The organism is Bradyrhizobium sp. USDA 4473, from assembly GCF_054063335.1.
Window position 1 is genome coordinate 7453061 of record NZ_JBSSGE010000001.1, and the last position, 23656, is coordinate 7476716.

Here is a 23656-nt window from a genome sequence, read left to right on the forward strand (position 1 = left end):
CCTTCAGGTGGCGATGACATTGTCCTTGCGCGTCGCCCAGCCCGTGACCCGGCCCTCGATCAGCGAGAACAGCACGTAGAGCGCGACGCCGAGACCGGCGAGCACGAACAGCCCGGCGAACACCAGCGGCACGTTGAAATTGGAGGACGCGGTCATCATCACGTTGCCGATGCCGCGGTTCGAGGCGACCGTCTCCGACAGCACCGCGCCGACGAAGGCGTAGGACACCGCGACCTTCAGCGAGGCGAAGAAGAACGGCATCGTCCGCGGCAGCCCGACATTCCACAGGATGTCGAATTTGCTGGCGCCGAGCGCCTTCAGCACATCCTCGAGCTCGGGCTCGGTGGTGGCGAGGCCGGTCGCGATGTTGGCGACGATCGGGAAGAAGCAGATCGAGAGCGATGTCAGCACCGCCGGCACGGTGCCGGAGCCGAACCACAGGACGAAGATCGGCACCACCGCGACCTTCGGAATCGAAGAGAACCCGACCAGCAGCGGATAGCACGTGTCGTAGGCGGTCTTCGACACCCCGATCACGGCACCGAGCGCCACGCCCAGCGCCACGCCGAGCACGAAGCCGATCATCGTGGTGACCAGCGTCTGCACGATGTGCGGCCACAGGATCGGGAATTTCTCGAACAGCGTGACGAAGATCTGCGACGGCCGCGGCAGCACGAGGTCGGACATCCCCGTCATCAGGCAGAACAGCTCCCAGGCCACGAAGAACAGCACGATCAGCGCCACCGACCAGGCCTTCTGCCTGATATCCGACACGGACATGGTCAGGCTCCCTCGCGCGCCGCGGTGCGCGCATCGACGATGAAGGCGCGGAGCTTCTGGTTCAGCGCCACGAACTCAGGCTCGAAGGTCATCGCCACGGTGCGCGGGCGGGCGAAATCGACGCTGGCGTCGTCGAGGATGCGGCCAGGCCGCGCGCTCATCACGCAGATGCGGCTGGCGAGGAAGCCGGCTTCGCGCAGATCGTGGGTCACCAAGAGCACGGTCGGCCTGTGGGTCATCCAGAGCTGCTGAAGAATTCCCCACAGCTCCTCGCGGGTGAACTGATCGAGCGCGCCGAACGGCTCGTCGAGCAGCAGCATGCGCGGCTCGTGGATCAGCGCGCGGCACAGATTGGCGCGCTGGAGCATGCCGCCGGAGAGCTGCCAGGGATAGCGGCCGCCAAAGCCCTTCAGCCCGACCTGCTCGAGCAGCGCGTTGGCCTTGTCGCGGAACGCGGTCTTGCGCAGCTTGCGGAATTGCGAGCGGAACGGCTCGACGATCTTGAGCGGCAGCATGATGTTCTTTTCGATCGTCATCCACGGCAGCATGGTCGGGTTCTGGAACGCCATGCCGACCCGCAGCGCGCGCGCCGCGACCTCGCGGCCGCCGACGATGACGACACCGGTGGTGGGCCGGGCCAGGCCGGAGACCAGCCGCAGGATGGTCGACTTGCCGCAGCCGGACGGCCCGACCAGCGCCACGAACTCGCCGTCGGCGATCCGCAGCGTGGTGGTCGACAGCGCCGGCACGGCGCGGGCACCGCGGCCGAACGTGACGGAGGCCTCCGACAGCTCGATCGCGGTCGGCGCGGATCCGGCGGCCACAGGCTCGCCGGCAAATTCGGAGTTTGGCTGCATGCGCATCACGAGCAAAGTGCATGCAAGCTGGATGCCAGCCGCTGCCCCGTTCAAAATCAAGGGGATCGCGAAACCGGCCGGCGCGGAGCCGGGTTTTATCTGGGCAATTCACGGCGCAAACTGCATGCAATTCGGGCGCTCGATTGCTTTTGCGGTATGATAGAGAGGCGTTCGAAGCACCTTTGGAGAGGGATTCGCTGCAATGGCGGGACGCGCCGACACCAGCAAGACGGCTGAATCGTCCGACAAGGTCAGCGTGATCTGCCGCGCGCTGCGGCGCGCGATCATCGAGCAGGCGCTGGAGCCCGGCGCCAAGCTGCCGGAGGATTCACTCGGCGAGCGATTCGGCGTCAGCCGCACCATCGCGCGGCATGCGCTCGGGCAATTGGCCGCCGAAGGCCTGGTCGAGCTGCGCCGCAACCGTATCGCCGTGGTGGCGACGCCGAGCTGGCAGGAGGCGCGCGATGCGTTCGACATCCGCATCGAGCTCGAGCGGCTGGTGGTGCGGCAGCTCGCCGGCAAGCTGACCAAGGCACAGGTCGCCGAGCTGACCGCCCATGTCGACGCCGAGGATCGTGCCCGCGACGGCACCGACGCGGTGTCGATCCGGCTCGCCACCGAATTCCACATCCTGCTCGCCCACATGACGAACAGCCCGATCCTGGTGCGCTACGTCAGCGAGGTCGCCTACCGCTGCTGCCTGACGCTGTCGCTGTACAGCCGGCCGCATTCATCGGAATGCGCGATCAACGAGCACCGCGCGATCATCGCAGCCCTGGTGAAGGGCGACGTCGATAAGGTGATGGGCCTGATGCACAGCCACCTGGATTCGGTAGCGACCCGCGCGCTGGTCGCGCCGAGCCCGCAGCGCGGCCGGGATCTGCTGGATATCCTGGCGCCCTATGCCGATGAGGCAAGCGGCGACAAGGTAGTGAAGCTGCCGAAGGCTGTGCGGCGTTAGCAGTTGCTGCAACTCTATCCCCGTCATCCTGAGGAGGCCGCAACGCGGCCGTCTCGAAGGATCGACGGCCCGGCCGGTGGCCGCGCATCCTTCGAGACGCGGCCAAGAGGCCGCTCCTCAGGATGACGGGGAAGGAGCGACGCGCTCCCTAAGCCTCAATCCCCCGCTGCACCAGAATCCGTTCGGCGCTGTCGTTCCAGACGTCCATCTTGACGATCTGCCCACCCTTCACGACAAAGCGATCGACATAGCGATTGCCTTCGAACGGCGTGCCGTCGATCCATTCGCCGTACAGCGTGCCGACGCTGTAGACCACGGTCTCGCATGCGCCGGGACAGACGTCGAAGCGGTCCATCTTTTTCTTCACCCAGCGATAGCGCCTGGCGTTGAAGCCGGTCGGCCCGCGCGGATGGTCGAATTCGCGGCCACCGGTGTGATCACCGTGCCCGGCTTCATATAGGCCGCCGCCGCATCCGGATCGGGGATCATCGACGCGGTCAGATAAGCCTCGACGATCTCGGCGTCGGACAGCGGGCGGGCATCGGCTGTGGCGGTCACGGACATGGCGGGCCTCCAGGGAACATCAGGACTCTACAATCCAGACGCAAAAGTGTATGCACATTTTTTGAACAATTCGGCGAGCAGATTGCACACAATGTGGTGCTGCCGGTTCCCTGCCGTTCCGCTAGGCTGAAACCAACCTGACGTTTCCTGCCCGATGATCGCGAAACCTGCCTTCGACCTGGTCTTCCGCAATGCCGTAACGCGCAGCTCTGCCGTCGCGGTCGATATCGGCGTCGCCGACGGCCGCATCGCCGCGATCGCGCCGCAGCTCGCCTGCGAGGCCGTCGAGGTCGACCTTGCCGGACGGCTGGCGCTGCCCGGCTTCGTCGACAGCCATATCCATCTCGATAAGGCCTGCCTGCTCGGCCGCTGCGGCCACGACCACGGCAGCGTCGCGGACGCCATTCGCGCGGTGGCGGCGATGAAGCGCGACTTCACGGTCGAGGACGTCTATGCGCGCGGCGCCAAGGTGATCGAGCGTGCGATCAGCGCGGGCACGACGCGGATGCGCACCCATGTCGAGATCGACCCGCGGATCGGGCTGCGCGGCTTCGAGGCCGTGAAGGCGCTGAAGCGCGACTATGCCTGGGCGCTGGAGCTGTCGCTTTGCGTGTTCCCGCAGGAAGGTCTGACGAACGATCCCGGCACAGATGAACTGCTGGTCTCGGCACTCAATGACGGCGCCGAGGCGATCGGCGGCTGCCCCTATGTCGACAGCGATCCGAACGCGCAGATCGGGCGCATCTTCGATCTGGCACAGCAATTCGACATCGATGTCGACCTGCATCTCGATTTCGACCTCGATCCCTCCTGGTGGCACATGGAGGAGGTCTGCCGCCAGACCGAGCGGCGCAACTATCATGGCCGTGTCGCGATCGGGCACGCGACCAAGCTCTCGGCGCTGCCGCCTGACGAGCTGAAGGCGGCGAGCGCCCGCCTCGCCGCGGCCGGCGTCGCGGTCACCGTGCTGCCGGCGACCGACCTCTATCTGATGGGGCGTGATGCCACCCATAACGCGCCGCGCGGCCTGACCGCGGCACACCGGCTGGTCGCCAGTGGCGTGCTGTGCTCGGTCGCGACCAACAATGTGCAAAATCCCTTCACGCCGTTCGGCGATGCGTCACTGCTGCGGATGGCCAATCTCTACGCCAATACAGCGCATGCCGGGATCGGCGAGTTCGACGCCTGCCTCGATCTGGTCACCGAGCTGCCGGCGCGGCTGATGAACCTGAAAGACTACGGCATCGCGATCGGCAACCCCGCCGACCTCGTCGTGCTCGACACCGACAGCGGAACCAACGCGATCGCCGAACTGCCCGATGTGCTGATGGGATTCAGGCGCGGCCGCAAGACGTTCGAGCGCCAGCGACCGACGCTGTTCCGGCCGGCAACCGCTCTCCCTCCGTCATCCTGAGGAGCCGCGAAGCGGCGTCTCGAAGGATGCACGGCCCCGCTCTATCCGTGCGGGGAAAGCCGGGCCGTCGGCCCTTCGAGACGGCCGCTGCGCGGCCTCCTCAGGGTGACGGGGAAGAATTGTGCGCACGCCCCCTCACCCGTCATTGCGAGCGGAGCGAAGCAATCCATCCTTCCACACGTCCGGCGATGAATTGCTTCGCCGCTCGAGCGCAATGACTGGGCTGCATTGTCGCCTTGCCCCAGCGCGAATTGACGCATCAGCCGATCCGTTGTTGAACTCGCCCAACACCAACAAAAGCCGGGCGGAAACCATGAGCAAATCAACCACCATCAAAAGCGTCGAAACGCTCGCCTGCGATGCCGGCTGGCGGAATTATCACTTCGTCAAGGTGACCACCACGGACGGGCTGACCGGCTGGAGCGAATATGACGAAGGTTTCGGCGCGCCCGGCGTGACGGCGGCGATCGAGCGGCTGTCGGCGCGGGTGGTCGGCAAGAACGCATTCGAGCACGAGCGGATCTATGTCGAGCTGTTCGCTGCGACGCGCCCCGCCGCCGGCGGCGTGGTGGCGCTGGCGTTAGGCGCCATCGAGAACGCGCTGCTCGACGTCAAGGCCAAGGCGCTTGGCGTGCCCTGCTACGATCTGCTCGGCGGCAAGATCCGCGACCGCGTGCGGGTCTACTGGTCGCATTGCGCGACCTGGCGCATCAATCATCCCGACTGGTACAAGCCGGCGATTACCGATCTCGACGGCGTCAAGGAGATCGGCGCCGAGGTGCGCGAGAAGAAATTCTCGGCGATGAAGACCAACATCTTCGTCTACACCGACGGCAAGCCAGTGGGCTGGCGCCCCGGCTTCGGCTCGCCGTTTGCGCCCGAGATCAATGTCGACCGCACGGTGCTGCGCAATCTCTGCATGCATCTGGAGGCGATCCGCGACGGCGCGGGGCCGGATGTCGATCTGCTGCTCGATCTCAATTTCAATGCCAAGACCGAGGGCTATCTGAAGATCCTGCGCGCGATCGAGAAGATGGACATGTTCTGGGTCGAGATCGACACCTTCAACCCGCAGGCGCTTGGCTATATCCGCCGCCAGAGCCCGCATCCGATCTCGTCCTGCGAGACGCTGCTGGGCCTGCGCGAATTCCTGCCCTACTTCACCGAGCAGGCGATGGATGTCGCGATCATCGACACGCCGTGGAATGGGGTCTGGCAGTCGATGAAGATCGCCGCGGCCGCCGAACATTTCGAGGTCAACGTCGCGCCGCATAATTTCTACGGCCACCTCTGCACCATGATGAACGCGCATTTCTGCGCAGCTGTGCCGAATTTGCGGATCATGGAGACCGATATCGATCGGCTGGCCTGGGACCACGAGCTGTTCACCCATGTGCCGGAGTTCGTCGACGGCCATCTCGTGATCCCGGATCGTCCGGGCTGGGGCACCGAACCGAACGAGGAAGGCCTGCGAGCGCATCCGCCGAAGAACAAGGGCGGGCTGTTGAACTACGGGCTGAAGAAGTAGGTGGTCATGCTGACCGACCCGTCATCCCGAGGTGCGAGCGGAGCGAGCCTCGAAGGATGCACGGCCACCAGTCGGGCCGTCGATCCTTCGAGGGCCGCTGAAGAAGCGGCCACCTCAGGGTGACGGTGATCGAAGCGCTGCGCGTACAGCGAAACAAAAGCTCGCTTCAATTATCCTCGCGCACCGGCGTGAATGCGCTCTCGATCACGTCGCCGATCGGCTGCCAGGCGTTGCCGTCGAACTGCACCAGGCGCATCTGCTTGATCGGGCGGAAATCCTTCGGGCCGGTGTTGATCACGATCCCCGGCAGCGCGATCGGGCTCTGGTAGTCTTTCAGCGAGGCGGCCTGCCGCATGATGTTGTCGCGCGACAGGTCGTCGCCGCACTGGCGCAGCACCTGCATCAGCGTGTCGGCGGCGGCATAGCCGAACACGGCGTAGATGTCGTCCTTGTCGCCGTCGGGGTAATATCTGTCCATGAAGGCGTCCCACGCCTTGATCTGCGGATCGTTCTTCCAGGCGGCATCGCCGGCGTCCTTCAGGAACGAAGTCGAGATCACGCCGAGCGAGTTCTGCAGGCCCGCCGGCCGCAATGCGCTGGCGATCGAGGCCGACGCATTGTCGAGGATGAACACCGGATGCCAGTCGAGGTCGGCGGCGACGCGGATCGCACGCGCCGCGATCGCCGGCGCGCCGTCGAACACCAGGATATCGGCGCCGGAGTTCTTCAGGATTCCGATCTGGTTCTGGATCGCGGTCTCCGACGCGTCGAAGGCGAGGTCGGCGACGATCATCCCGGCGGTGTCGCCGAGTCCCTCCTGCAATCCCCTGAACAGATCGCGGCCGAACTGGTCGTTCTGCCAGAGCACGGCGATCTTGCGCGAGGGATAGGCGGCCTGGATGTAGTTGGCGTAGATCTGCCCCTCGGCGCGGAAGGTCGGCTGCCAGCCCATGGTCCAGGGGAAGCTTTTCGGATGCGCCCATTCCTCGTCGCCGGAAGCGACGAACAGCTGCGGGATCTTCCGCTCGTTGAGATACTTCCGGACCGCGAGATTGCTCGGGGTGCCGAACGAGCCGAACATCAGCAGCACGTCCTGTTTCTCGACGAGGTCGCGGGTCTGCTCCATCGCGGTCTTCGGATTGGAGCTATCGTCGACCGAGACGAATTTGACCTTGCGGCCGTTGATGCCGCCATGCTCGTTGACCATGTCGAAATAGGCGGCTTCCGCCCGCCCGATGGTCGCGAACGCGGCGAGCGGCCCGGTATAGGGCATCACATTGCCGACGCGGATCTCGCTGCCGACCGCCGTCTGCGCGCGCAACGGCGCCGCCGCGAGCATTGCCGCGAGGACGAGGGATATTGAAAGCGCAGTTCGTCTTTTTGTTTGCATCAACATCGCCACAAACGCCGGCACAGGCCTGCGCTCCCTCCCGCGGAGCTTATCGCCCAAGCCAACGCCGGAAAAATGAAATGTTGATGGCGGAGGCGGGCCTCAGCGCAATGTTATGTCGAGCCAGCCCAGCGGGTTGACCGCAACGCGATCGCCGTCATCGACCAGGACCGTGGTGGTTTCGGCCTCGATGATGGCGGGACCGGCCAGCGATTGCCCCGGCTTGAGATCATCGAGGGCATAGACCGGCACCTCGCGCCAGGCGCCGAGCCAGACCTGCCGCTTGCCGCGCGGCGCGGTGGGCGCAGCCGAACTTGCCTTTCCGGCATCAGCGCTGCCGGTCGCAACCTTGCCGACCGCGGCGACGCGGGCGTTGACGAACACCACCTCCTGGCCGCGCGAGGCATAGGTGTAGAGCTCCTCATGGCGGCGATGAAAGCGCTCCTCGATCTGCGCGACGAGATCGGCGACGCCGAGATCGAGATCGCCGAGCGGCACGTCGATCTCGAACACCTGCTCGCCATAGCGCATCTCGGCCGAGCGCTCGATCGCGATGTCGCCCTTGAACCAGTCGCGCAGGCGGCCGGCCGCCTGCTGCTCAAGCCCGGCGAACAGCGCCCTCACCTCGTCGGCCGAAATCCGGCCGGTGCCGTAATGGGTGCGGCTGACCTCGTAGCGCAGATCGCTGGTGAGCATACCCCAGGCCGACAGCACCGAGGCGACCGTCGGCACGATGATCCGCTTGATCTCGAGCTCGCGCGCGACCTCGGCGGCATGCATGCCGGCGGCGCCGCCGAAGCTGAGCAGCGCGAATTTGCGGGGATCGACGCCACGGCGCAGGGTCATCAGGCGGATGCCGTCGGCCATCTTCAGATTGATCATCTTGGCGATGCCTGCGGCGGCCTCGATCCGCGACAGCTCGAGCGCCGCGGCGATCCGATCCACCGCGGCTTCCGACGCCGCGCGATCGAGCGGCCGGGCGCCGCCCATGAAGGCGCTCGCATCGAGATAGCCGAGCACGACATTGGCGTCGGTGACGGTGGCAGCCAGGCCGCCATTGCCGTAACAGGCCGGGCCCGGCACCGAGCCCGCGCTCTCCGGCCCAACGCGCAGCGTGCGGCTGCCGTCGACGCTGGCGATCGAGCCGCCACCGGCCGCGATGCTGGCGATGTCGAGGCTGCGCAGCGCGATGCGCTGGCCGGCCAGCATGCCATCGGCCGACAGCGAGGCCTGGCCGTCCGCGATCAGCGAGATATCGGTCGAGGTGCCGCCCATGTCGAACGGCACCAGATCGGGAATTCCAAGCATCTCGGCGCAGCGGCGGCTGCCGGAGATGCCGCCGGCCGGGCCCGACAGCACGGTGCCCGCGGCAAGCCGCGAGGCTTCCTCCACCGGCGCCATGCCGCCATGCGACAGCACGACGAACAGCGAGCCCTTGAAGCCGGCCTCATGCAGGCTGCGCTCCAGATTGGTGAGATAGCGCCGCACCGTCGGCTCGACATAGGCGTTCACGATCGTGGTCGAGACGCGCTCATATTCCTTGATCTGCGGCAGCACGTCGCTGGAGCGCGAAACGCTGACATCGGGCATCTCCTTCGCCAGCCGCTCGACAGCGGCAAGCTCATGCGCCGGGTTGAGATAGCCGTGCAGGAAGCAGACCGCGACCGAATTCGCACCGGATCGTTTCACCTCGGCGATGACGTCGCCGAGCGCCGTGGCATCGAGTGCGATTGCGGCGCTGCCGTCGGCCTTCAGCCGCTCGCGCACGCCGAAGCGGCGTTCGCGCGGCACCAAGGGCTCGGGCGGCGGCGTGCGCAGATCGTAGCGATCCGGCTTCAACCCCTCGCGCATCTCGACCACGTCGCGATGGCCCTCGGTGGTCAGCAGCGCGACTTTGGCGCCCTTGCGCTCCAGCAGCGCATTGGTCGCAACCGTCGTGCCATGCACCAGGCGATCGGTCGCGGCCAGCATCGCCGCGCGCGTGACGCCGAGACGCCGCGCCAGCTCTTCCAGTCCCGTCATGACGCCGATCGACTGATCGGCGGGCGTGGACGGTGATTTCGCGAAAACCGTGCGTCCGGTTTTGTCAGTTGCAACCAGGTCGGTGTAGGTGCCACCGACGTCGACTCCAATCGTGTACATCACTGCGCTACACCGCCTTCGAAACCAGACCTTGAGCTGCATCGCGCGTCCGCGCCTCCGCCGAGCGCTTCTCGGGCGGACCCCAGCCGCCGCCGCCGGAGGAGCGGATCTCGAGGCAGTCGCCGGGGTGCAACTCGATGCCGACCTCCTTGGTCTTCAGCACGCGCGGCGCGCGGCCTTCCGACAACAGGCGATAGTGATGCGGCTCGCCGTCCTGGCCGCCGAGCATGCCGCAGGGGCCGTGGCGCGCGCCGTCGCCGGCGGTGTTGCCCCTGGCCGGCTTTTGCGTCTCCAGCACCATGTCGAGCGCGACGCCGAGGCCGCCGCGATGCTGGCCATCGCCACCGGAATCCGGCCGGAATTCGTGCTGGCGGAAATGCAGGGGAAAACGCACCTCGGCGACCTCGATGCTGCCGAACTTGAGTCCGCCGACCGAGTGCCATTCGCCGATCGAGGAATAGCCGTCGCCGCCGGGCGACGCGCCGCCGCCGGGCCGCGCCTGGAACATGTGCCAGATGAAATTGCGCCCGTTGCGCGGATCCTCGCCCTGGATCGCGATGCGGAATCTGCGGCCCCAGCCGCCCATCACGCGATCCGGACAGGACGCCGACATCGCCTTGATGATGGCTTCGACGATCTCATTCGAAGGATGGCTGGTGCACAAGGTCACGGGACGGCCGGGATCGGCCCACACGATGGTGCCCTGCTTCGCCACCACCTTGAGCGGCCGCAGCGCGCCGGTGTTCTTTGGGATGTCGGCGTCGATCAGGTAGGCAAAGGCCATCGCGACCGCGGCCTGCATGTTGGCATGCGAGGAATTCACGAAGCTCGTCGACTGCGGATCGGAGCCGGTGAGATCGACCTCGATGTCGCTGCCCTTCTTCGTCACCTTGGCGGCGATCTTGATGTCGGTGCGGCCGTGGCCGTCGTCGTCGAGCAGCGCTTCGCCGTAGAACACGCCGTCCTTCCAGGACGACACCACGGCGCGGGTCTGCTGCTCGGTGGCATCCAGAATGGCCTCGATCGCGGCTTCGACCGTCTCGGCGCCGAACTCGCTGAACAGTTTTGCGACCCGGCGCTCGCCGAGATGCGCGGCGCCGAGCATCGCGGCGAGGTCGCCGCGGAATTCGCGGGGGTTACGGATGTTCAGCGCCAGCAGATCAAGCAGGTCCTCGCGCGGTCTTCCGGCCTCGTACAGCTTGATCGGCGGAATGCGGATGCCTTCCTGGTAGATCTCGGTCGCGCCGGGATTGTAGGCCCCATGGGTGGCGCCGCCGATGTCGCTCTGATGCGCGCGCACGATGGTCCAGAGCAGCCGCTTGTCGCCGTCGAACACCGGCACGAAGGCCGTGAGATCAGGCAGATGGCTGCCGCCCTGATAGGGATCGTTGAGCAGGATGACGTCGCCGGGCGCGACATCCTTGAAGCGCTCCTCGACCGCCAGCGTCGCCCACGGCAGCGCGCCGACATGCACCGGGATGTGGTCGGCCTGCGCGATCAGCCGCCCGCCGGTGTCGCAGATCGCCAGCGAGAAATCGCGGCTGGAATTGAGGATCTGCGAATAGGAGGTGCGAAGCATGGCTTCGCCCATCTCCTTCACGATTGACGAGAGGCGGTGCTGAACGACGGAACGGGTGATCGGATCGATCTTGGCGGGCGCGGACACGTGATTTCCGTGAGCAATGGAACAGGCCGCTATCTTACCGTCGCCGTCGTCGAGGTATAGAGCCAAAACAGCACGGTCCCGATCACCAGCGCGAAGGCGATGAACAGCAGCACCGCGGGCAGCCCGAACAGCGCCGCGACGCCGGCGGTGCTCGATTGCAGCAGCGCCGCGCCGAGGAAGAACGCGAGGTTGACCGACGACAGCGCCTTGCCGGTATTCTGGGCATCGACCAGCTGCCGCGTCATGCCATAGATCAGCGGCTGCGCCGAGGTGACGAGCCCGATCAGGATCAGCAGCACGAGATCATATTGTGTCGGCATCACGACCACGCCGAACAGGTTCGAAATCGGAAAATGCGGCGCGCCCGCCGCCATCAGCACCAGCAGCAGCGCGGCGATCGCGTGCGTCGCCGCCACCATGGTGCGGCGATGCCCGAACTTGCGATCGAACGCGCCGATGCAGGCCGGGCCTATGATCATCGCCAGCGTGAACAGGCCGAGCACATTGCCGGCCTCGATGCGGCTGAGCCCCTTGACATCCATCAGCCACGGCCCGCCCCACAGTCCGCGCAAGGTCAGCGAGGCGCCGAGCGACACCAGCGACAGCGCGATCAACCCGCGCAGGGCGCGCGACAGGCCGAGCCGCAGCACCTCCGCCATCTGCCGCAGCGGCGATGAATCATCCGCATGCGCGGCGGGCTGCCGCGGCACCAGGGCGAACACCGCGATCAGCACCACAATGCCGAAGCCGACCGCGACCCAGAAGCCGGCCCGCCAGCCGAACTGATCGACCACGAACGCCAGCGGACTTGCCGACAGCAGCATGCCGATATTGCCGATCGAGAGGATCAGCCCCGACCACAGGCCGAACTTCGCCGCCGACATCTGCTTGGCGGCCAGCGTCATCGGGCACATCAGCATGCCCGAAGTGGCGACGCCGAGCATCAACTGCCCGAGCACGAAGCTCGCGGGTCCGGTCGCAAGCGCCGAGACCAGCGTCCCGACCACCGTACCGGCGAGCAGGCTCAGCGACACCGGCCGCACGCCAAAGCGGTCCATCGCGGCGCCGACCGGGATTTGCGAAGCGGCAAAGGAGAAATGATAGATCGAGGTCAGGCTCGCCAGCGCCTGCGGCGAGGTTCCGAAATCCCGCGCCATCAGATCGAGGCTGATCGCTGGGATCGTCCGCAGCAGCGTCGACAGCATATGGCCCGAGGCCAACGCCAACAGTGCCAGAACCAGGGCGCGGAGCCCGATCCCCGCCTCGTCCTTGGTCACCACCCCGTCCACGAATCGCCTCTTCCCTGAGCGTCTTGGGGACGGGCGTTACACTATTGGGACGGCGGTGCCAATCGATTAGCCCTCTCCCCGTTCTTTACGGGGAGAGGGTTGGGTGAGGGGCTGCCTCAACCATCACGGAGACAATTGGATGTGCGGAGGGTCCCCCTCACCCGCCGCTTCGCGGCGACCTCTCCCCGCAAGCGGGGCGAGGTGACTTCACTGCTTGTGGAACACCAGCGTCCTGAGCTCGATGCTCTCGCGCGGCGCGGCATCGGCCGGCGTGGTCGGATCGACGAATGCTGTATGCGGCCCGAACCGGGTGCGGCCGTCAGTCGCCGAGTCGTAGCATTTCAACAGGATCGCCTCGTCCGGCGTCATCTCGGGAATGTAGAACCAGCGATGGTTCGGATTGTACTTCACCGAATAGGTCTCGCCGCTGCGGTTCGGGTAGATCAGGTCGGAGGCGATCAGGTCCTCCGGCGCAATGGTCGTGCCGTCGGCCATCGCCAGCGGTGAATCGCGCAGCGGACCGCGGATCGGGCGCCACAGATTGATCACCTGGACGCGGCCCTTGACCAGTTGCTCGGCCTCGTCGGGCAGATGCTCGAACACGCGGTTACGGCCGGACACCGCGGTCTGGTCGACATGGACCCGGGTTGCCGGCTGACGCGGTCCGCCGCCGCGGATGTCAGCCGCGCCCTCGACGCGCTTGCGCACGGTGTGATCGAAGATGAAGACGCGATCCGCTTTCAGCGTCGCCTTCAGGAAGGCCTCGACAGCCGGGTAGTAGACGTTGCGGACTTCGTTGTCGTCGTAATAGTCCTTGACGCTGGTCGGATGCTTGACCAGCGCAAAGCCCTCGCGGTCGAGCGAGAAACTGTCTGCGATCAGGCGTCCGTCGAAGATCGGAACGTTGTGGGCTTCGGGCAGCGCGGTGGATTTGGGTTCGCCGGGCGGCGGATCGAAAGCGTAGGTCCGGGGCTTGCCCGGCGTCGGCGCGAGATAATTCAGTTCAGCGGTCACAAACGGCAGCGACTCGATGCGAGTTTGTTGCAGGCCCATGGTGATCTCCCGGACTCGATTGTTCGTCTGTTTGATCTTGGCGGTGCCGGGGAATGCGGCAAGGGCGCGGCGAAAATAGCAACGTTGCGGTTTTCGCGGACGCGGAATGGGGAAATTCCTTCCGGCGGCGGCGTCGCGACGTGGATGGTTATTTCGCGGTCATTCGAACGGGCCGACTTCGCGGCTTACCCCTCTCCCTCCCCCGCAAGGGCAGAGGGAGCCCGACGAGCGTGCTCACCTCACGAAGATATCCTATGCAAACCGCACCGATGTGAGGGAGCCACCGACGAATGGGTTCCCTCCCCCCTTGCGGGGAAGGGCTAGGGAGAGGGGTGCCACACGTCGCGCTCTCTCAACGTGCGCGGCGCAAGCACCAAAGGTCGCGCGATTGCGCTTACAGCCCCGCGCCCTTCTCCACCGCCGCACCAAACGACCGGTCGACGATGTCAGCGGCTTTGATCTTCTGCCGGATCAGGCCCCAGCGGTCGTAGAGATCGATGGTTCTCTGCTCGTCGGCGACCACGCCGTCGTTGATCGGCGCGATGCGGATTTTTGCGCGCGCCAGCCAGTTCAATGGCACCGCGGGCGGGATGTTCATCAGCCTGCCCCAGGTTGCAGCGTAACCCGCGACATTATTCTGCGACCAGGCGCGCGCGGCCGCGAGCCGGCGCACGAAATCCTCGAGCTCGGCGCGCTTGGCCTTGATCGCGTCAGGCGTTGCGACCTGGAACCCGAGGCCGGGCGTGATACCGTCAGCCGTGATGACGCGGCGCGATTTGAACAGCACCTCTTCCTGGCTCACATACGGCTCCCAGGTCGACCAGGCGTCGACCGCGCCTTGCGTGTAGGCGACCTTGGCGTCCGACGGCGCCAGGAACACGATCTGCACGTCGCTTGCCTTCCAGCCCCTGGATTCCAGCGCGGCCAGGATCAGCTGATGGCCGATCGAGCCGCGGCCGGTCGCGATCTTCTTGCCGCGCAGATCGTCGAAGCTCTTGATGGCGGAATTCTCCGGCACCACGATGGCAAGCCCCTCGCCGGACTGCCTGACCGCGGCAATCGCCTTGACCGGGACGTTGGCGGCGGCCGCGAAGGTGAACGGCGCATCGCCGACCAGGCCGGTGTCGATCGCACCGGCGCCCAGCGCTTCGAGCAACGGCGCCGCGGCGGCGAATTCCTTCCACTCGATCTTGTAGGGGACGTCCTTGAGCACGCCGGCCGCTTCCATCACGGCCTGCGAATTGCCCTTCTGGTCGCCGACGCGCAACGTGGTCTGCGCGAAGGCCCCATCGATGGCGGCGAGCGCAAGCGCCGCCGCGACAATGAGACGGATCATTCGGCCGCGATCCCCCGCTGCTGGTCGCGCGCTTCGATCAGCTTGCGGGTCAGCGGAATCAGCGCGCGGCCATAATCGATCGCATCGACCAAGGGATCGAAGCCGCGGATCAGGAAGTGGCTGACGCCGAGATCGTAATAGTCGGCGAACACCTCGGCGACCTGCTCGGGCGTACCGACCAGCGCCGTCGTGTTGCTGTTGGCGCCGGTGAGCTTTGCGATTTCGGTCCACAGCCGCTTGTCGATGCGCGTGCCCTGATCGGCCAGTGCCAGCAGCCGCTTGGCTCCATCGGTCGCGTGATTGGGCCGGCGATAACCGGTCTGGTCCTGCAAGGCGGTCGCGCGCTCGAGTATATGCTCCGCCTTCGCCCACGCCTTCTCCTCGGTGTCGGCCAGGATCGGCCGCACCGACAGGCTGAAGCGCGGCGTCGGCCGGCCATGCTTGGCCGCCGCGGCGCGTACCCGCCCGGTAACGTCGCGCACCTGCGCATAGGATTCACCCCACAGCGCGAACGTATCGGCGTGCTTGCCGGCGACCTCGACCGCGGCATCCGAGCCGCCGCCGACAAAGGTGTAGATGCCGCCCTTCTGCAACGGCTTCACCTGCGAGAAGCCGTTCTCGACGTTGTAGTACTTGCCGCTGTAGTTGAACGGCTTCTCGCTGGTCCATTCCAGCCGCACCACGTCGAGGAATTCGCTGGTGCGGGCGTAACGCTCATCCTTGTCGTCGAGCGTGTTGCCGTCCTGGCGCAGCTCGATGGCGTTGCCGCCGGTGATGACATGCAACGAGACGCGGCCGCCATAGAACTGGTCCAGCGTCGCGAGCTGGCGCGCCAGCAGCGTCGGCGCGGTGAAGCCCGGGCGCTGCGCGATCATCACCTTCAGCGATTTGGTGATGGTCAGCACATGCTGCGCGACCTGCAATGCATCCGGGGTGGTCGAGTGGAACGCGAGCAGCGCACGGTCGAAACCGGCCAGCTCATGGGCCTTGGCGACGGTCTCGATATAGGGCGGATCGAGCACTGGCCCGGCGCGGACGATCGTTTCGGAGGCATTGTTGTTGGTGATGAAGCCGATGAACTCGACCGGCATGACTGGGAACTCCGTTGTTGTTGGCTAGAACCCCGTTCCGATAGAATCGGAACGAGGCTCTAGATTCTTATTTTGACGCGTTTTCTTCACGCGAACCGGCATCCACTTCGCTTGAAAACGCTCCATTGTCTTTCAGACGCCCAGCGCGAAGCGTCCGGCGGAGACACGGGTGGCATCGTCTTGCGGGGTATGGACGCGGCCGCACAACACGTCGCGGTAATGCCGCTCCAGCGGATTGGTTCGCGACAGGCCGTGATTGCTGGTCAGCGACAAGGCATCCTCCACCGCTGCTGCGGCGTTGTTGGTCACCGTCAGCTTGACGATGTTAGACTCGATCGCGGACAGCGGGAAGCCGTTATCGAAATCGGCGGCGAAGCTGTCGATCAGGCGGCCATTGACCGCGAGCCGCGCCTCAATCCCGCCGACGACCTCCTGCATCCGCGGCAATGTCGCCAGCGGCGCGCCGAGATTGGCGGGCACCCGCTCCTTCAGGAATTTGACCAGCCAGTCGCGGGCGGCGCGGGCGATGCCGTCATAGATCGCGGCGACGAAGATCGCGTGCACGGTCGCCTGGGTGACGTCGGGAACCTTCCAGTCGTCGGGCCTGCGGACGTCGATCTCGTAGTCCAGGGGGAACACCACGTCATCGAACACCACGGTATGGCTGCCGCTGGCGCGCAGGCCGAGATGATCCCAGCTCTCCTCGATCCGCGTTCCCGGCAGGCCGGCGGGAACCAGGAATTGCCCGACGCGGGTATCGGCTTCATCGGTCTTGGCCCAGACCGCGTACCATTTCAGGATCGGCGCGCCGGTCGAATAGATCTTGCGGCCGGTCAGCCGCCAGCCGGTTTCGGTACGGCGCGCCGTGGTCGCCGGCAAGCCGCCGCGCGCCGGCGAGCCGAGCTCGGGCTCGACTCGCAACGCGTTGATCAGCGCGACGCCTTCGACCGTTTCCTTGGCGAGCTTGCGCGACAGCCGTGCCGGCCAGCGCGTGCTGCGCGCCATCACCAGGTGCTGGATGTAATGCATCGACAGCACCAGCGCGGTCGACGGATCGGCCTTGCCGACGATACCGAGCACGCGCGTGGCCTCACACGCGCCCGCCCCGCCGCCGCCGAGCGCCGCCGGTACGGTCAATGCCAGCAGGCCTTCGCGCGACAGATCGGCGAAATTCTCGAACGGGAAGCTGGCGTCGCGATCATGCGCGGGCGCGCGCGCCGCAAACAGCTCGGCGAGCCGCAACGCACGCGCGACGGATTCCGGCGCATTCGCCGGCGGCAGCTCCCTCGCCGTAGACGTCACCATGTCGCCTCCAGTCCGAGCAGGCCGAGGATCTGCTTGCGCAGCTCCGCGAGATGGGGATCGCCGCGATGCCGCGGGTACGGCCGCTGTACCGCGATATCCGCCTTGATCCGCGCCGGCCGGTCGGACAGCACGATGACGCGGTTGGCGAGCACCAGCGCCTCCTCGACATCATGGGTGACGAGCAGCGTGGTAAAACCCTTGCGCTGCCACAGCGCCACCAGCTCGGACTGCATCGCAATCCTCGTCAGCGAATCGAGCTTGCCGAGCGGCTCATCGAGCACCAGGATTTTGGGATCGTTGACCAGCGCCCGCGCCAGCGCCACGCGCTGCGCCATGCCGCCGGAGAGCTGGTGCGGATAGGCATTGTGGAACGAGGACAGGCCGACCAGCTCGATGACCTCATCGACCCGGTACCGTTGCGTCTTCAGGATACCCTGCGCTTCCAGCCCGAGCGCGACATTGTCCCAGACCGTGCGCCAGGGAAACAGGGTCGGATCCTGGAACACGACGACGCGCGACGGATGCGGGCCGGCGATGCGGACCTCATCCTCGCGCAGCGAGCCGGACCGCGGCTTCTCCAGCCCGGCCACCAGCCGCAGCAAGGTCGACTTGCCGCAGCCGGACGGGCCGAGCAGCGCGACGAACTCGCCCGGCGCGATCGAAAGGTTGACATTGTCGAGCACCGGCAGAAGAGCGCCATCGATGTCGAAGGCGTGGCTGACGCCCTCGATATCGAGCTCGGCGCCGACGGCGGGATAGGTGATCGCTTCAGCCGCGGACTGCACTACCATTTGACGACGCCCTTCTGCCAGACCAGCAGGCGATCGCGGGTACGGAACAAGAGCGTGATCGCGCCGGAGCAGAGCAGCGACATCACGATCAGCGCCGCATACATGTTGGCATAGGCCGCCCAGCCCTGCGCCCATTGCAGGTACCAGCCGAGGCCCGCCTTGACGCCGATCATCTCGGCGACGACGAGCACCGCAAACGACGAACCGAGCCCCATGAACAGGCCGACGAACACATGCGGCAGCGCCGCGGGGATCGCGACCTTCAACACCAGGAATGACGGCTTGGCGCCGAGCGTGCGTGCCACGTCGTAGTAGGCGCTGCTGACGCTGGCCACGCCCGACCAGGTCAAGACCGTCACCGGGAAGCCGGTGGCGAGCGCGATCAGGAAGGTCGACGCGCTCCAGCTCGACGGGAAGGTGAAGAACGCGATCGGCAGCCAGGCGGTGGCCGGCAGCGGGCCGATGAAGCGCAGCACCGGGTGCACCCAGTAACCGATCTTCTGCGACCAGCCGATCGAGACGCCGGTGATGAAGCCGACCGTCGCGCCGATGACGTAACCGCCGAGTTGCAGCTTGATCGAGGCGAACACGCTGTCGAGCAGCTTCGGCAGATCGTCGGTGTAGACCTCGAGGATCGATTGCGGCGGCGGGAAGAACGGCAGCGGCAGCCAGGCGAATTTCGCGGTGGCGACTTCCCACAGCGTCACAAACGCGCCGAACGCCACCAGCCACGGCGCGCGCTTGCGCAACGCCTGTCCGGCGCTGCCGAGGTAATCCGCGCTGAATGTGCCGAACAGAATGAAGGCCGCGATCACGATCGCACCGATGCCGAGCGATTCCGTGCGCGACCAATCGCCGACATCGGGCCAATACAGGCATGACAGCCCGAACGCAAGCCAGGCGAGGCTCGCCGCGAGCCCGACACCGTAGCTGCCGGAGAGATGCGAGAGCGTGACCGCGGCGCGCGGCGCCGCAGCGGCCGTCGTGTCAGACACTGAATACGTCGACATAGATCCGCTCCGCGAATTTGGCCGTGTCGGTGCTCTGCTTGAACACCTGCACCGATTTCAGGTCGTCGGCATAGCCCTTGAGCTCGCGCTTGAGCACCTCGCCGGTCGGATGGTGGTGGTGGGTGTGGTAGCGCGCCATCGCCTCGAGATCGGCGAGGCTCGCCGCCTTTGGCGCATAGGGCTGGAACGATTTCGCCGCCTTGTCCGGGTTCTGCGAGGTGAACATCGCGGCATCGAGCAGCGCCTGCGTGATGGCGCGCGCGACATGCGGCTCTTCGCGGACCAGACTGCCGCGCAGGCCGACGATGCAGCAGCTCTTGTCGCGGTATTCGCCGTCGAGGTTGGAGGCGACCTCCTTGTACTGCGCATCCTTCAGCCAGAGATAGGCCAGCGGGTCCGACGACAGGAAGGCCTGCACCTCGCCCTTCTCGACGGCGACGTTCAGGAGGTTGCCGGGATAGGCGCGCCAGTCGACATCCTTGACCGGATCGATGCCGAGCTTGGAGAGCTGGATCGAGAAGAAGTTCTTGTCGGGCCCGGCGAGATCGCCGACCGCGACGATCTTGCCCTTGAGGTCGGCGAGCTTGTCGACACCGGAATTGGTGCGGGTCAGCACCCGCATGCAGCCGCCATGGGTGCCGGCGGCGATCTTGACGTCAAAGCCCTGCTCCAGCGGCTTCAGCCAGCGCAGCGCCATGCCGAGCCCGGCATCGCTCTTGCCGGTGGCGATCGCCTCCAAGAGCTGGTCGGTCGAGCCGGAATAATTGACGAGCTCGACGTCGAGGTTCTGCTTCTGGAAGAAGCCGTGGTCGATCGCGACCGGCAGCGGCGCGAGGCAGACCGCGCCGGCGTTCCAGGACAGTTTCAGCTTGCGCGGGCTGCCTGCCAGCGGCGGCGCATCGGAGGCTGCCTTGCAGACCGGGAATTCGGAAAAGTCGATCGCCGGCGTGATCGCGCGCGGCGCGAAGGCCTGCGCACCATAGGCTCCGATCGGCCCGGCAAAGGCCGCGGCGGCGCCCGCACGCAGCAAGGTACGGCGATCCATCACCGTCTTCTTGTTATCGACAGACATTTTCACTCCTGCATTTCAGCAAGGCTCCGCCCCGCGCGCGGACGTCTCCGCCAGCGCACCCCGTCGTCGAAGCTCATGGTTCAGAAAAAGCCGATTTCTCCGGCGCTATTGCACTCAAAGCAACGTTCAAATGATGCGGCGCGACAAGTTCACCGTCAATGAAATGGAATTTCGAATGTCACAGGCACCGCAGTCGAACTCTCCACGATCGCGCCGCACGACGATGAAAGGATTTTCGCTTTCGTCGCGACACAGACGTGCAACGCCGTGACCGCACCTGCATCGAATTTGAGCGACTGGCGGTGCCAGGCACGATGTCTTCTCCATTCGGTATGCGCGACGAAATCATCCTTGCCGTACAGCCGACGAATACAGATTTCCGTTTCGTTGACGGCGAACGGCTTGCTCATAGACTCGATGGAACGCTGCCGCGCTTTCCGCCGCAATGAATCAGAAAGACAATCGATATGCGCAAACAGACCCGCTCGGGTTCTTTCCATTCCCTCACCCGCCGCACCGCGGCTGCGCTGATCACCGCAGTGATCACGCTCTCGACATCGGCGGCAGCGTTGGCGGCCGACGCGGTCGTGCTGCGGGTCGGCGACCAGAAGGGCGGCAACCGCTCGCTGCTGGAGATTTCCGGCCTCGCCCGGGACCTGCCCTACAAGATCGAGTGGTCGGAATTCCCCGCCGCGGCGCCGATCCTGGAGGCGATCAATGCCGGCGCGCTCGACGTCGGCTACACCGGCGACCTGTCCTTCCTCACCGTCTATGCCTCGGGCGCGCCGATCAAGGCGATCGGCGGCACGCGCTCCGATGCGCGGACGCAGGCCATCCTGGTGCGCGGGGATTCGCCGATCAAGACGGCGGCGGACCTGAAGGGCAAGCGGCTCGCCGGCACGCGCGGCGGCTGGGGCCAATTCCTGATCAACGCGACCCTGGAGAAGGCCGGCAGCAGGATCGAGGACGCGACCTTCGCGCCGCTCGGCCCGGTCGACGCCAAGATCGCGCTGCTTGCCGGCTCGATCGACGCCTGGGCGGTGTGGGAGCCCTATGTCTCCTATGCCAAGCTGAAGGACAACGCGCGTGTCGTCGCCGACGGCGAGGGCCTGACACCGACCATCACCTTCATCGTCGCCTCCGACAACGCGATCGCGACCAAGCGCGCGGCAGTGCAGGACCTGGTGCAGCGGCTCAACAAGGCGCGGCTGTGGTCGCTCGACCATCTCGCCGAATATGCCAAGAGCACGGCCGAGCTGACAAAACTGCCGGAGGATGTGCTGCTCGCCGCCTACACCGCGCAGAAGACGAGCCCGATCGCGATCGACGAGGCCGTGGTGAAGGAGGTGCAGGCCGCCTCCGACCGCGCCACGCGCTACGGCATCCTCGGCAAGACGCTGGATGTCGGCAAGGCGGTCGATCGCAGCTTTACGGCCGGCGCGATCTCGAACTAGCCGCGGTTCTTCACCTCCCCTTGAAAAGGGGAGGTCGGATTGCGCGTCAGCGCAAGCCGGGTGGGGATCCGCTCTCTCCACAGACGCCGGCGCCCGCGGAGAGCACCCCCACCCCGCCCTCCCCCTTTCAGGGTGAGGGAGCTTGACGGCGGTGCTCACCTCACATCGCACCGCACCGCCATGGAGACATCCGATGCCCGGCCCGCTCCATCTCGCACTGATCGTCACGGCACACCTGCTTTGCATGACCTTGTTGGTCGCGCTGTCGGTTTGATAGCGTTCTCTCCGGGCCAGCCCCAGGGAGAACAACAATGAACCTATCAATGAAAGACCGCGTGGCGGTGGTCACCGGCGGCAGCAAAGGTATCGGGATCGCGGTGGCGCGGCGATTTGCGGAATCCGGCGCCAAGGTCGCGATCCTTGCCCGCGGCGCGGCCGATCTCGCAGCGGCGCGCGAGGCGCTCGCCAAGGACGGCCTCGTGGTGCGCGACTACGTCTGCGACGTCGCCAAGGCCGCCGACATCAGCAAGGCTCACGACCAGATCGTCGCCGACTTCGGCAAGATCGACGTGCTGGTCAACAACGCCGGCACCGCGCGTACGCTGGCCTTCGAGAGCATCAGCGACGAGGCCTGGCAGGAGGACCTCGACCTCAAGCTGTTCGCTGCGATCCGCTTCAGCCGGCTGGTCTGGCCGGGCATGAAGCAGCGCAAATGGGGCCGCATCATCAACGTGCTCAACACCTTCGCCAAGGCGCCGGCTGGTCATTCCGCGCCGACCTCGGTATCGCGCGCGGCCGGCATGGCGCTGACCAAGGTGATGGCCAATGAAGGCGGCGAGCACAACATCCTGGTCAATGCGCTGTTAGTCGGCCTGATCATGAGCGATCAATGGGTCAAGCGGCATGCCGCCCAGGCGCCGACCACGGATTTCGAGGAATTCGCCAAGGGCCTTGCCAAGGGCACGCCGCTTGGCCGTATCGGCACGGCGGAGGAATTCGCCAACCTCGCTTGCTTCCTGGCCTCGGAGCAAGGCTCCTACATCACCGGCACCGCCATCAATGTCGATGGTGGCCGCTCGCCGGTGGTCTAGAACTCTCGCGATCCTCCGGCCCTGGCGCGGCCAGGACCGGAGCTCCGGATGCTTGCTTCGGCACGTCTCCACATGCGAGCCGGTGTCCATTGCGCTCGAACACTCTCGCGGGCAGGCAACCTACTGCGGCTGGCTAACGGCTCAAAAGCAAAAGGCCTCCGTCACCGGAGGCCTTTCATCTTAAACCGCGTCCTTGGCGGCCTTGACCGGCCGTGCGCGGACGATCTTCCGGGCCGGCTTGGCCTTGAACATCATCTCTTCGCCGGTGAAGGGGTTGGTGCCCTTGCGCGCCTTGGTCGCAGGCTTCTTGACCACAACGAACTTCGCGAAGCCGGGGACGAGGAACACCCCAGCCTTCTTCAGCTCCTTGTGGCCGACATCGACGAGCGAGTCCAAAACGTTCTTGACGTCGCGCTTGGAGAGTTCGGTGGTGGTCGCGATCTTCTCGATCACTTGCGACTTCGACAGTTGGGTAGCCATGGTTGCTCCATTGATTCTGGAGTGGGCACGATATGGCGGAAAACGCCGAGAAAAACAGTGTTTTCTGCACTCACCCCAGCAATATCGCTGTGGACAGCGCCCGAATCAGGGTTTTTTCCAGTGTTTTTTCCAGTCAAGTCGCTTCCGACCCCTAAATTTACAGGGTTTGCGCGGCTTCGGCGCTCCCGAAACGCCGCCTGCGAGAGAATCACCTGACGCGTCTCGCACCGTCGGCGTGCGACACCACCGCGCGCAATCGGGGTTGCGAAGCACTGCGGCCCGCCACTTCAGGTTTCGGAAACGATCCTCCAAAAGGCCGAGGCAATAGAAAATGACTCGGGTTCCCATTCCAAGCTAACATCGCGACGGGGCGCCACGCCGA

General features: G+C 65.8%; 21 protein-coding genes and 1 pseudogene. 6 read left to right on the forward strand and 16 right to left on the reverse strand.

Translation table 11 applies throughout. The features are described from left to right. Positions 1-3: 3 nt before the first annotated feature. The gene (locus ACVW17_RS34910; protein ID WP_456756119.1) at positions 4-780 is read right to left on the reverse strand and encodes an ABC transporter permease; all 777 of its coding nucleotides are present in this window, start codon (positions 778-780) and stop codon (positions 4-6) included. A gap of 2 nt (positions 781-782) precedes the next feature. Further along, positions 783-1637 (reverse strand): ABC transporter ATP-binding protein, encoded by an 855-nt coding sequence (locus tag ACVW17_RS34915; protein ID WP_456756120.1) that lies wholly within the window; start codon positions 1635-1637, stop codon positions 783-785. Here ACVW17_RS34915 and ACVW17_RS34920 point away from each other — a divergent pair. Beyond that, on the forward strand, positions 1636-1797 hold the full coding sequence (locus ACVW17_RS34920; RefSeq protein ID WP_456756121.1) for a hypothetical protein: 162 nt from the start codon (positions 1636-1638) through the stop codon (positions 1795-1797). The two genes, ACVW17_RS34915 and ACVW17_RS34920, sit on opposite strands and share 2 nt — an antisense overlap. Positions 1798-1839: 42 nt before the next feature. Then, positions 1840-2598: a GntR family transcriptional regulator gene (locus ACVW17_RS34925; RefSeq protein WP_456756122.1), complete on the forward strand. Its 759-nt coding sequence runs from the start codon at positions 1840-1842 to the stop codon at positions 2596-2598. 148 nt (positions 2599-2746) lie between these two features. Here the strand turns inward: ACVW17_RS34925 and ACVW17_RS34930 are convergent. Beyond that, positions 2747-3162: pseudogene (locus ACVW17_RS34930) on the reverse strand (nuclear transport factor 2 family protein). 154 nt (positions 3163-3316) lie between these two features. Here ACVW17_RS34930 and ACVW17_RS34935 point away from each other — a divergent pair. Then, positions 3317-4576 (forward strand): amidohydrolase family protein, encoded by a 1260-nt coding sequence (locus ACVW17_RS34935; RefSeq protein WP_456798536.1) that lies wholly within the window; start codon positions 3317-3319, stop codon positions 4574-4576. A gap of 313 nt (positions 4577-4889) precedes the next feature. Then, positions 4890-6104: a mandelate racemase/muconate lactonizing enzyme family protein gene (locus tag ACVW17_RS34940; protein ID WP_456798537.1), complete on the forward strand. Its 1215-nt coding sequence runs from the start codon at positions 4890-4892 to the stop codon at positions 6102-6104. Positions 6105-6270: 166 nt separating this feature from the next. On the opposite strand, the gene ACVW17_RS34945 is transcribed toward ACVW17_RS34940, so the two are convergent. From ACVW17_RS34945 to ACVW17_RS35000, 12 genes are all read right to left on the reverse strand, one after another. Beyond that, positions 6271-7494 (reverse strand): ABC transporter substrate-binding protein, encoded by a 1224-nt coding sequence (locus ACVW17_RS34945; RefSeq protein ID WP_456756126.1) that lies wholly within the window; start codon positions 7492-7494, stop codon positions 6271-6273. Positions 7495-7596: 102 nt separating this feature from the next. Then, complete coding sequence (locus ACVW17_RS34950) at positions 7597-9636, reverse strand: hydantoinase/oxoprolinase family protein (protein WP_456798538.1); 2040 nt, start codon at positions 9634-9636, stop codon at positions 7597-7599. Between the two features lie 7 nt (positions 9637-9643). Beyond that, a complete protein-coding gene (locus tag ACVW17_RS34955) occupies positions 9644-11302 on the reverse strand; it encodes a hydantoinase B/oxoprolinase family protein (RefSeq protein WP_456798539.1) in 1659 nt (552 codons plus the stop codon). Between the two features lie 29 nt (positions 11303-11331). Continuing rightward, positions 11332-12582 carry an MFS transporter gene (locus ACVW17_RS34960; RefSeq protein ID WP_456799007.1) on the reverse strand — a complete coding sequence of 417 codons (1251 nt, stop codon included), beginning with the start codon at positions 12580-12582 and terminating at the stop codon, positions 11332-11334. 216 nt (positions 12583-12798) lie between these two features. After that, positions 12799-13644: a CmcJ/NvfI family oxidoreductase gene (locus ACVW17_RS34965; RefSeq protein WP_456756129.1), complete on the reverse strand. Its 846-nt coding sequence runs from the start codon at positions 13642-13644 to the stop codon at positions 12799-12801. Between the two features lie 394 nt (positions 13645-14038). Then, positions 14039-14980, reverse strand: coding sequence for an ABC transporter substrate-binding protein (locus ACVW17_RS34970; RefSeq protein ID WP_456798540.1), 942 nt, complete (start codon positions 14978-14980; stop codon positions 14039-14041). Further along, positions 14977-16071, reverse strand: a complete 1095-nt coding sequence (locus ACVW17_RS34975) for an LLM class flavin-dependent oxidoreductase (protein WP_456756131.1) — start codon at positions 16069-16071, stop codon at positions 14977-14979. Before ACVW17_RS34975 ends, ACVW17_RS34970 begins: the two co-directional genes overlap by 4 nt. 132 nt (positions 16072-16203) lie before the next feature. Further along, positions 16204-17376: an acyl-CoA dehydrogenase family protein gene (locus ACVW17_RS34980; RefSeq protein ID WP_456798541.1), complete on the reverse strand. Its 1173-nt coding sequence runs from the start codon at positions 17374-17376 to the stop codon at positions 16204-16206. After that, entirely contained in the window at positions 17370-18167 is a 798-nt protein-coding gene (locus ACVW17_RS34985) for an ABC transporter ATP-binding protein (protein WP_456798542.1), read from the reverse strand. The genes ACVW17_RS34980 and ACVW17_RS34985 overlap by 7 nt, the downstream gene beginning before the upstream one ends. Continuing rightward, the gene (locus tag ACVW17_RS34990; protein WP_456798543.1) at positions 18161-19177 is read right to left on the reverse strand and encodes an ABC transporter permease; all 1017 of its coding nucleotides are present in this window, start codon (positions 19175-19177) and stop codon (positions 18161-18163) included. The genes ACVW17_RS34985 and ACVW17_RS34990 overlap by 7 nt, the downstream gene beginning before the upstream one ends. Beyond that, the gene (locus tag ACVW17_RS34995) at positions 19155-20249 is read right to left on the reverse strand and encodes an ABC transporter substrate-binding protein (protein ID WP_456798544.1); all 1095 of its coding nucleotides are present in this window, start codon (positions 20247-20249) and stop codon (positions 19155-19157) included. The genes ACVW17_RS34990 and ACVW17_RS34995 overlap by 23 nt, the downstream gene beginning before the upstream one ends. A 155-nt stretch (positions 20250-20404) precedes the next feature. Beyond that, positions 20405-20659 (reverse strand): hypothetical protein, encoded by a 255-nt coding sequence (locus ACVW17_RS35000; RefSeq protein ID WP_456798545.1) that lies wholly within the window; start codon positions 20657-20659, stop codon positions 20405-20407. A 57-nt stretch (positions 20660-20716) separates the two neighbouring features. Here ACVW17_RS35000 and ACVW17_RS35005 point away from each other — a divergent pair, with 57 nt between their 5' ends. Together ACVW17_RS35005 and ACVW17_RS35010 are read left to right on the forward strand one after the other, a co-directional pair. Next, on the forward strand, positions 20717-21703 hold the full coding sequence (locus tag ACVW17_RS35005) for an ABC transporter substrate-binding protein (protein ID WP_456798546.1): 987 nt from the start codon (positions 20717-20719) through the stop codon (positions 21701-21703). Positions 21704-22026: 323 nt separating this feature from the next. Continuing rightward, positions 22027-22794: an SDR family oxidoreductase gene (locus ACVW17_RS35010; RefSeq protein ID WP_456798547.1), complete on the forward strand. Its 768-nt coding sequence runs from the start codon at positions 22027-22029 to the stop codon at positions 22792-22794. A gap of 180 nt (positions 22795-22974) precedes the next feature. On the opposite strand, the gene ACVW17_RS35015 is transcribed toward ACVW17_RS35010, so the two are convergent. Continuing rightward, a complete protein-coding gene (locus ACVW17_RS35015; protein WP_021077434.1) occupies positions 22975-23274 on the reverse strand; it encodes an HU family DNA-binding protein in 300 nt (99 codons plus the stop codon). Positions 23275-23656: the final 382 nt, after the last annotated feature.

Coding starts and splice junctions, on each gene's coding strand:
- ACVW17_RS34925 (WP_456756122.1), top strand. CDS start 1,840: ATGGCGGGACGCGCCGACACCAGCAAGACGGCTGAATCGTCCGACAAG.
- ACVW17_RS34935 (WP_456798536.1), top strand. CDS start 3,317: ATGATCGCGAAACCTGCCTTCGACCTGGTCTTCCGCAATGCCGTAACG.
- ACVW17_RS34965 (WP_456756129.1), bottom strand. CDS start 13,644: ATGGGCCTGCAACAAACTCGCATCGAGTCGCTGCCGTTTGTGACCGCT.
- ACVW17_RS35015 (WP_021077434.1), bottom strand. CDS start 23,274: ATGGCTACCCAACTGTCGAAGTCGCAAGTGATCGAGAAGATCGCGACC.
- ACVW17_RS34980 (WP_456798541.1), bottom strand. CDS start 17,376: ATGGTGACGTCTACGGCGAGGGAGCTGCCGCCGGCGAATGCGCCGGAA.
- ACVW17_RS35005 (WP_456798546.1), top strand. CDS start 20,717: ATGCGCAAACAGACCCGCTCGGGTTCTTTCCATTCCCTCACCCGCCGC.
- ACVW17_RS34920 (WP_456756121.1), top strand. CDS start 1,636: ATGCGCATCACGAGCAAAGTGCATGCAAGCTGGATGCCAGCCGCTGCC.
- ACVW17_RS35010 (WP_456798547.1), top strand. CDS start 22,027: ATGAAAGACCGCGTGGCGGTGGTCACCGGCGGCAGCAAAGGTATCGGG.
- ACVW17_RS34950 (WP_456798538.1), bottom strand. CDS start 9,636: ATGTACACGATTGGAGTCGACGTCGGTGGCACCTACACCGACCTGGTT.
- ACVW17_RS34970 (WP_456798540.1), bottom strand. CDS start 14,980: ATGATCCGTCTCATTGTCGCGGCGGCGCTTGCGCTCGCCGCCATCGAT.
- ACVW17_RS34985 (WP_456798542.1), bottom strand. CDS start 18,167: ATGGTAGTGCAGTCCGCGGCTGAAGCGATCACCTATCCCGCCGTCGGC.
- ACVW17_RS34990 (WP_456798543.1), bottom strand. CDS start 19,177: ATGTCGACGTATTCAGTGTCTGACACGACGGCCGCTGCGGCGCCGCGC.
- ACVW17_RS34975 (WP_456756131.1), bottom strand. CDS start 16,071: ATGCCGGTCGAGTTCATCGGCTTCATCACCAACAACAATGCCTCCGAA.
- ACVW17_RS34940 (WP_456798537.1), top strand. CDS start 4,890: ATGAGCAAATCAACCACCATCAAAAGCGTCGAAACGCTCGCCTGCGAT.
- ACVW17_RS34915 (WP_456756120.1), bottom strand. CDS start 1,637: ATGCAGCCAAACTCCGAATTTGCCGGCGAGCCTGTGGCCGCCGGATCC.
- ACVW17_RS34995 (WP_456798544.1), bottom strand. CDS start 20,249: ATGTCTGTCGATAACAAGAAGACGGTGATGGATCGCCGTACCTTGCTG.
- ACVW17_RS34945 (WP_456756126.1), bottom strand. CDS start 7,494: ATGCAAACAAAAAGACGAACTGCGCTTTCAATATCCCTCGTCCTCGCG.
- ACVW17_RS34910 (WP_456756119.1), bottom strand. CDS start 780: ATGTCCGTGTCGGATATCAGGCAGAAGGCCTGGTCGGTGGCGCTGATC.
- ACVW17_RS35000 (WP_456798545.1), bottom strand. CDS start 20,659: ATGAGCAAGCCGTTCGCCGTCAACGAAACGGAAATCTGTATTCGTCGG.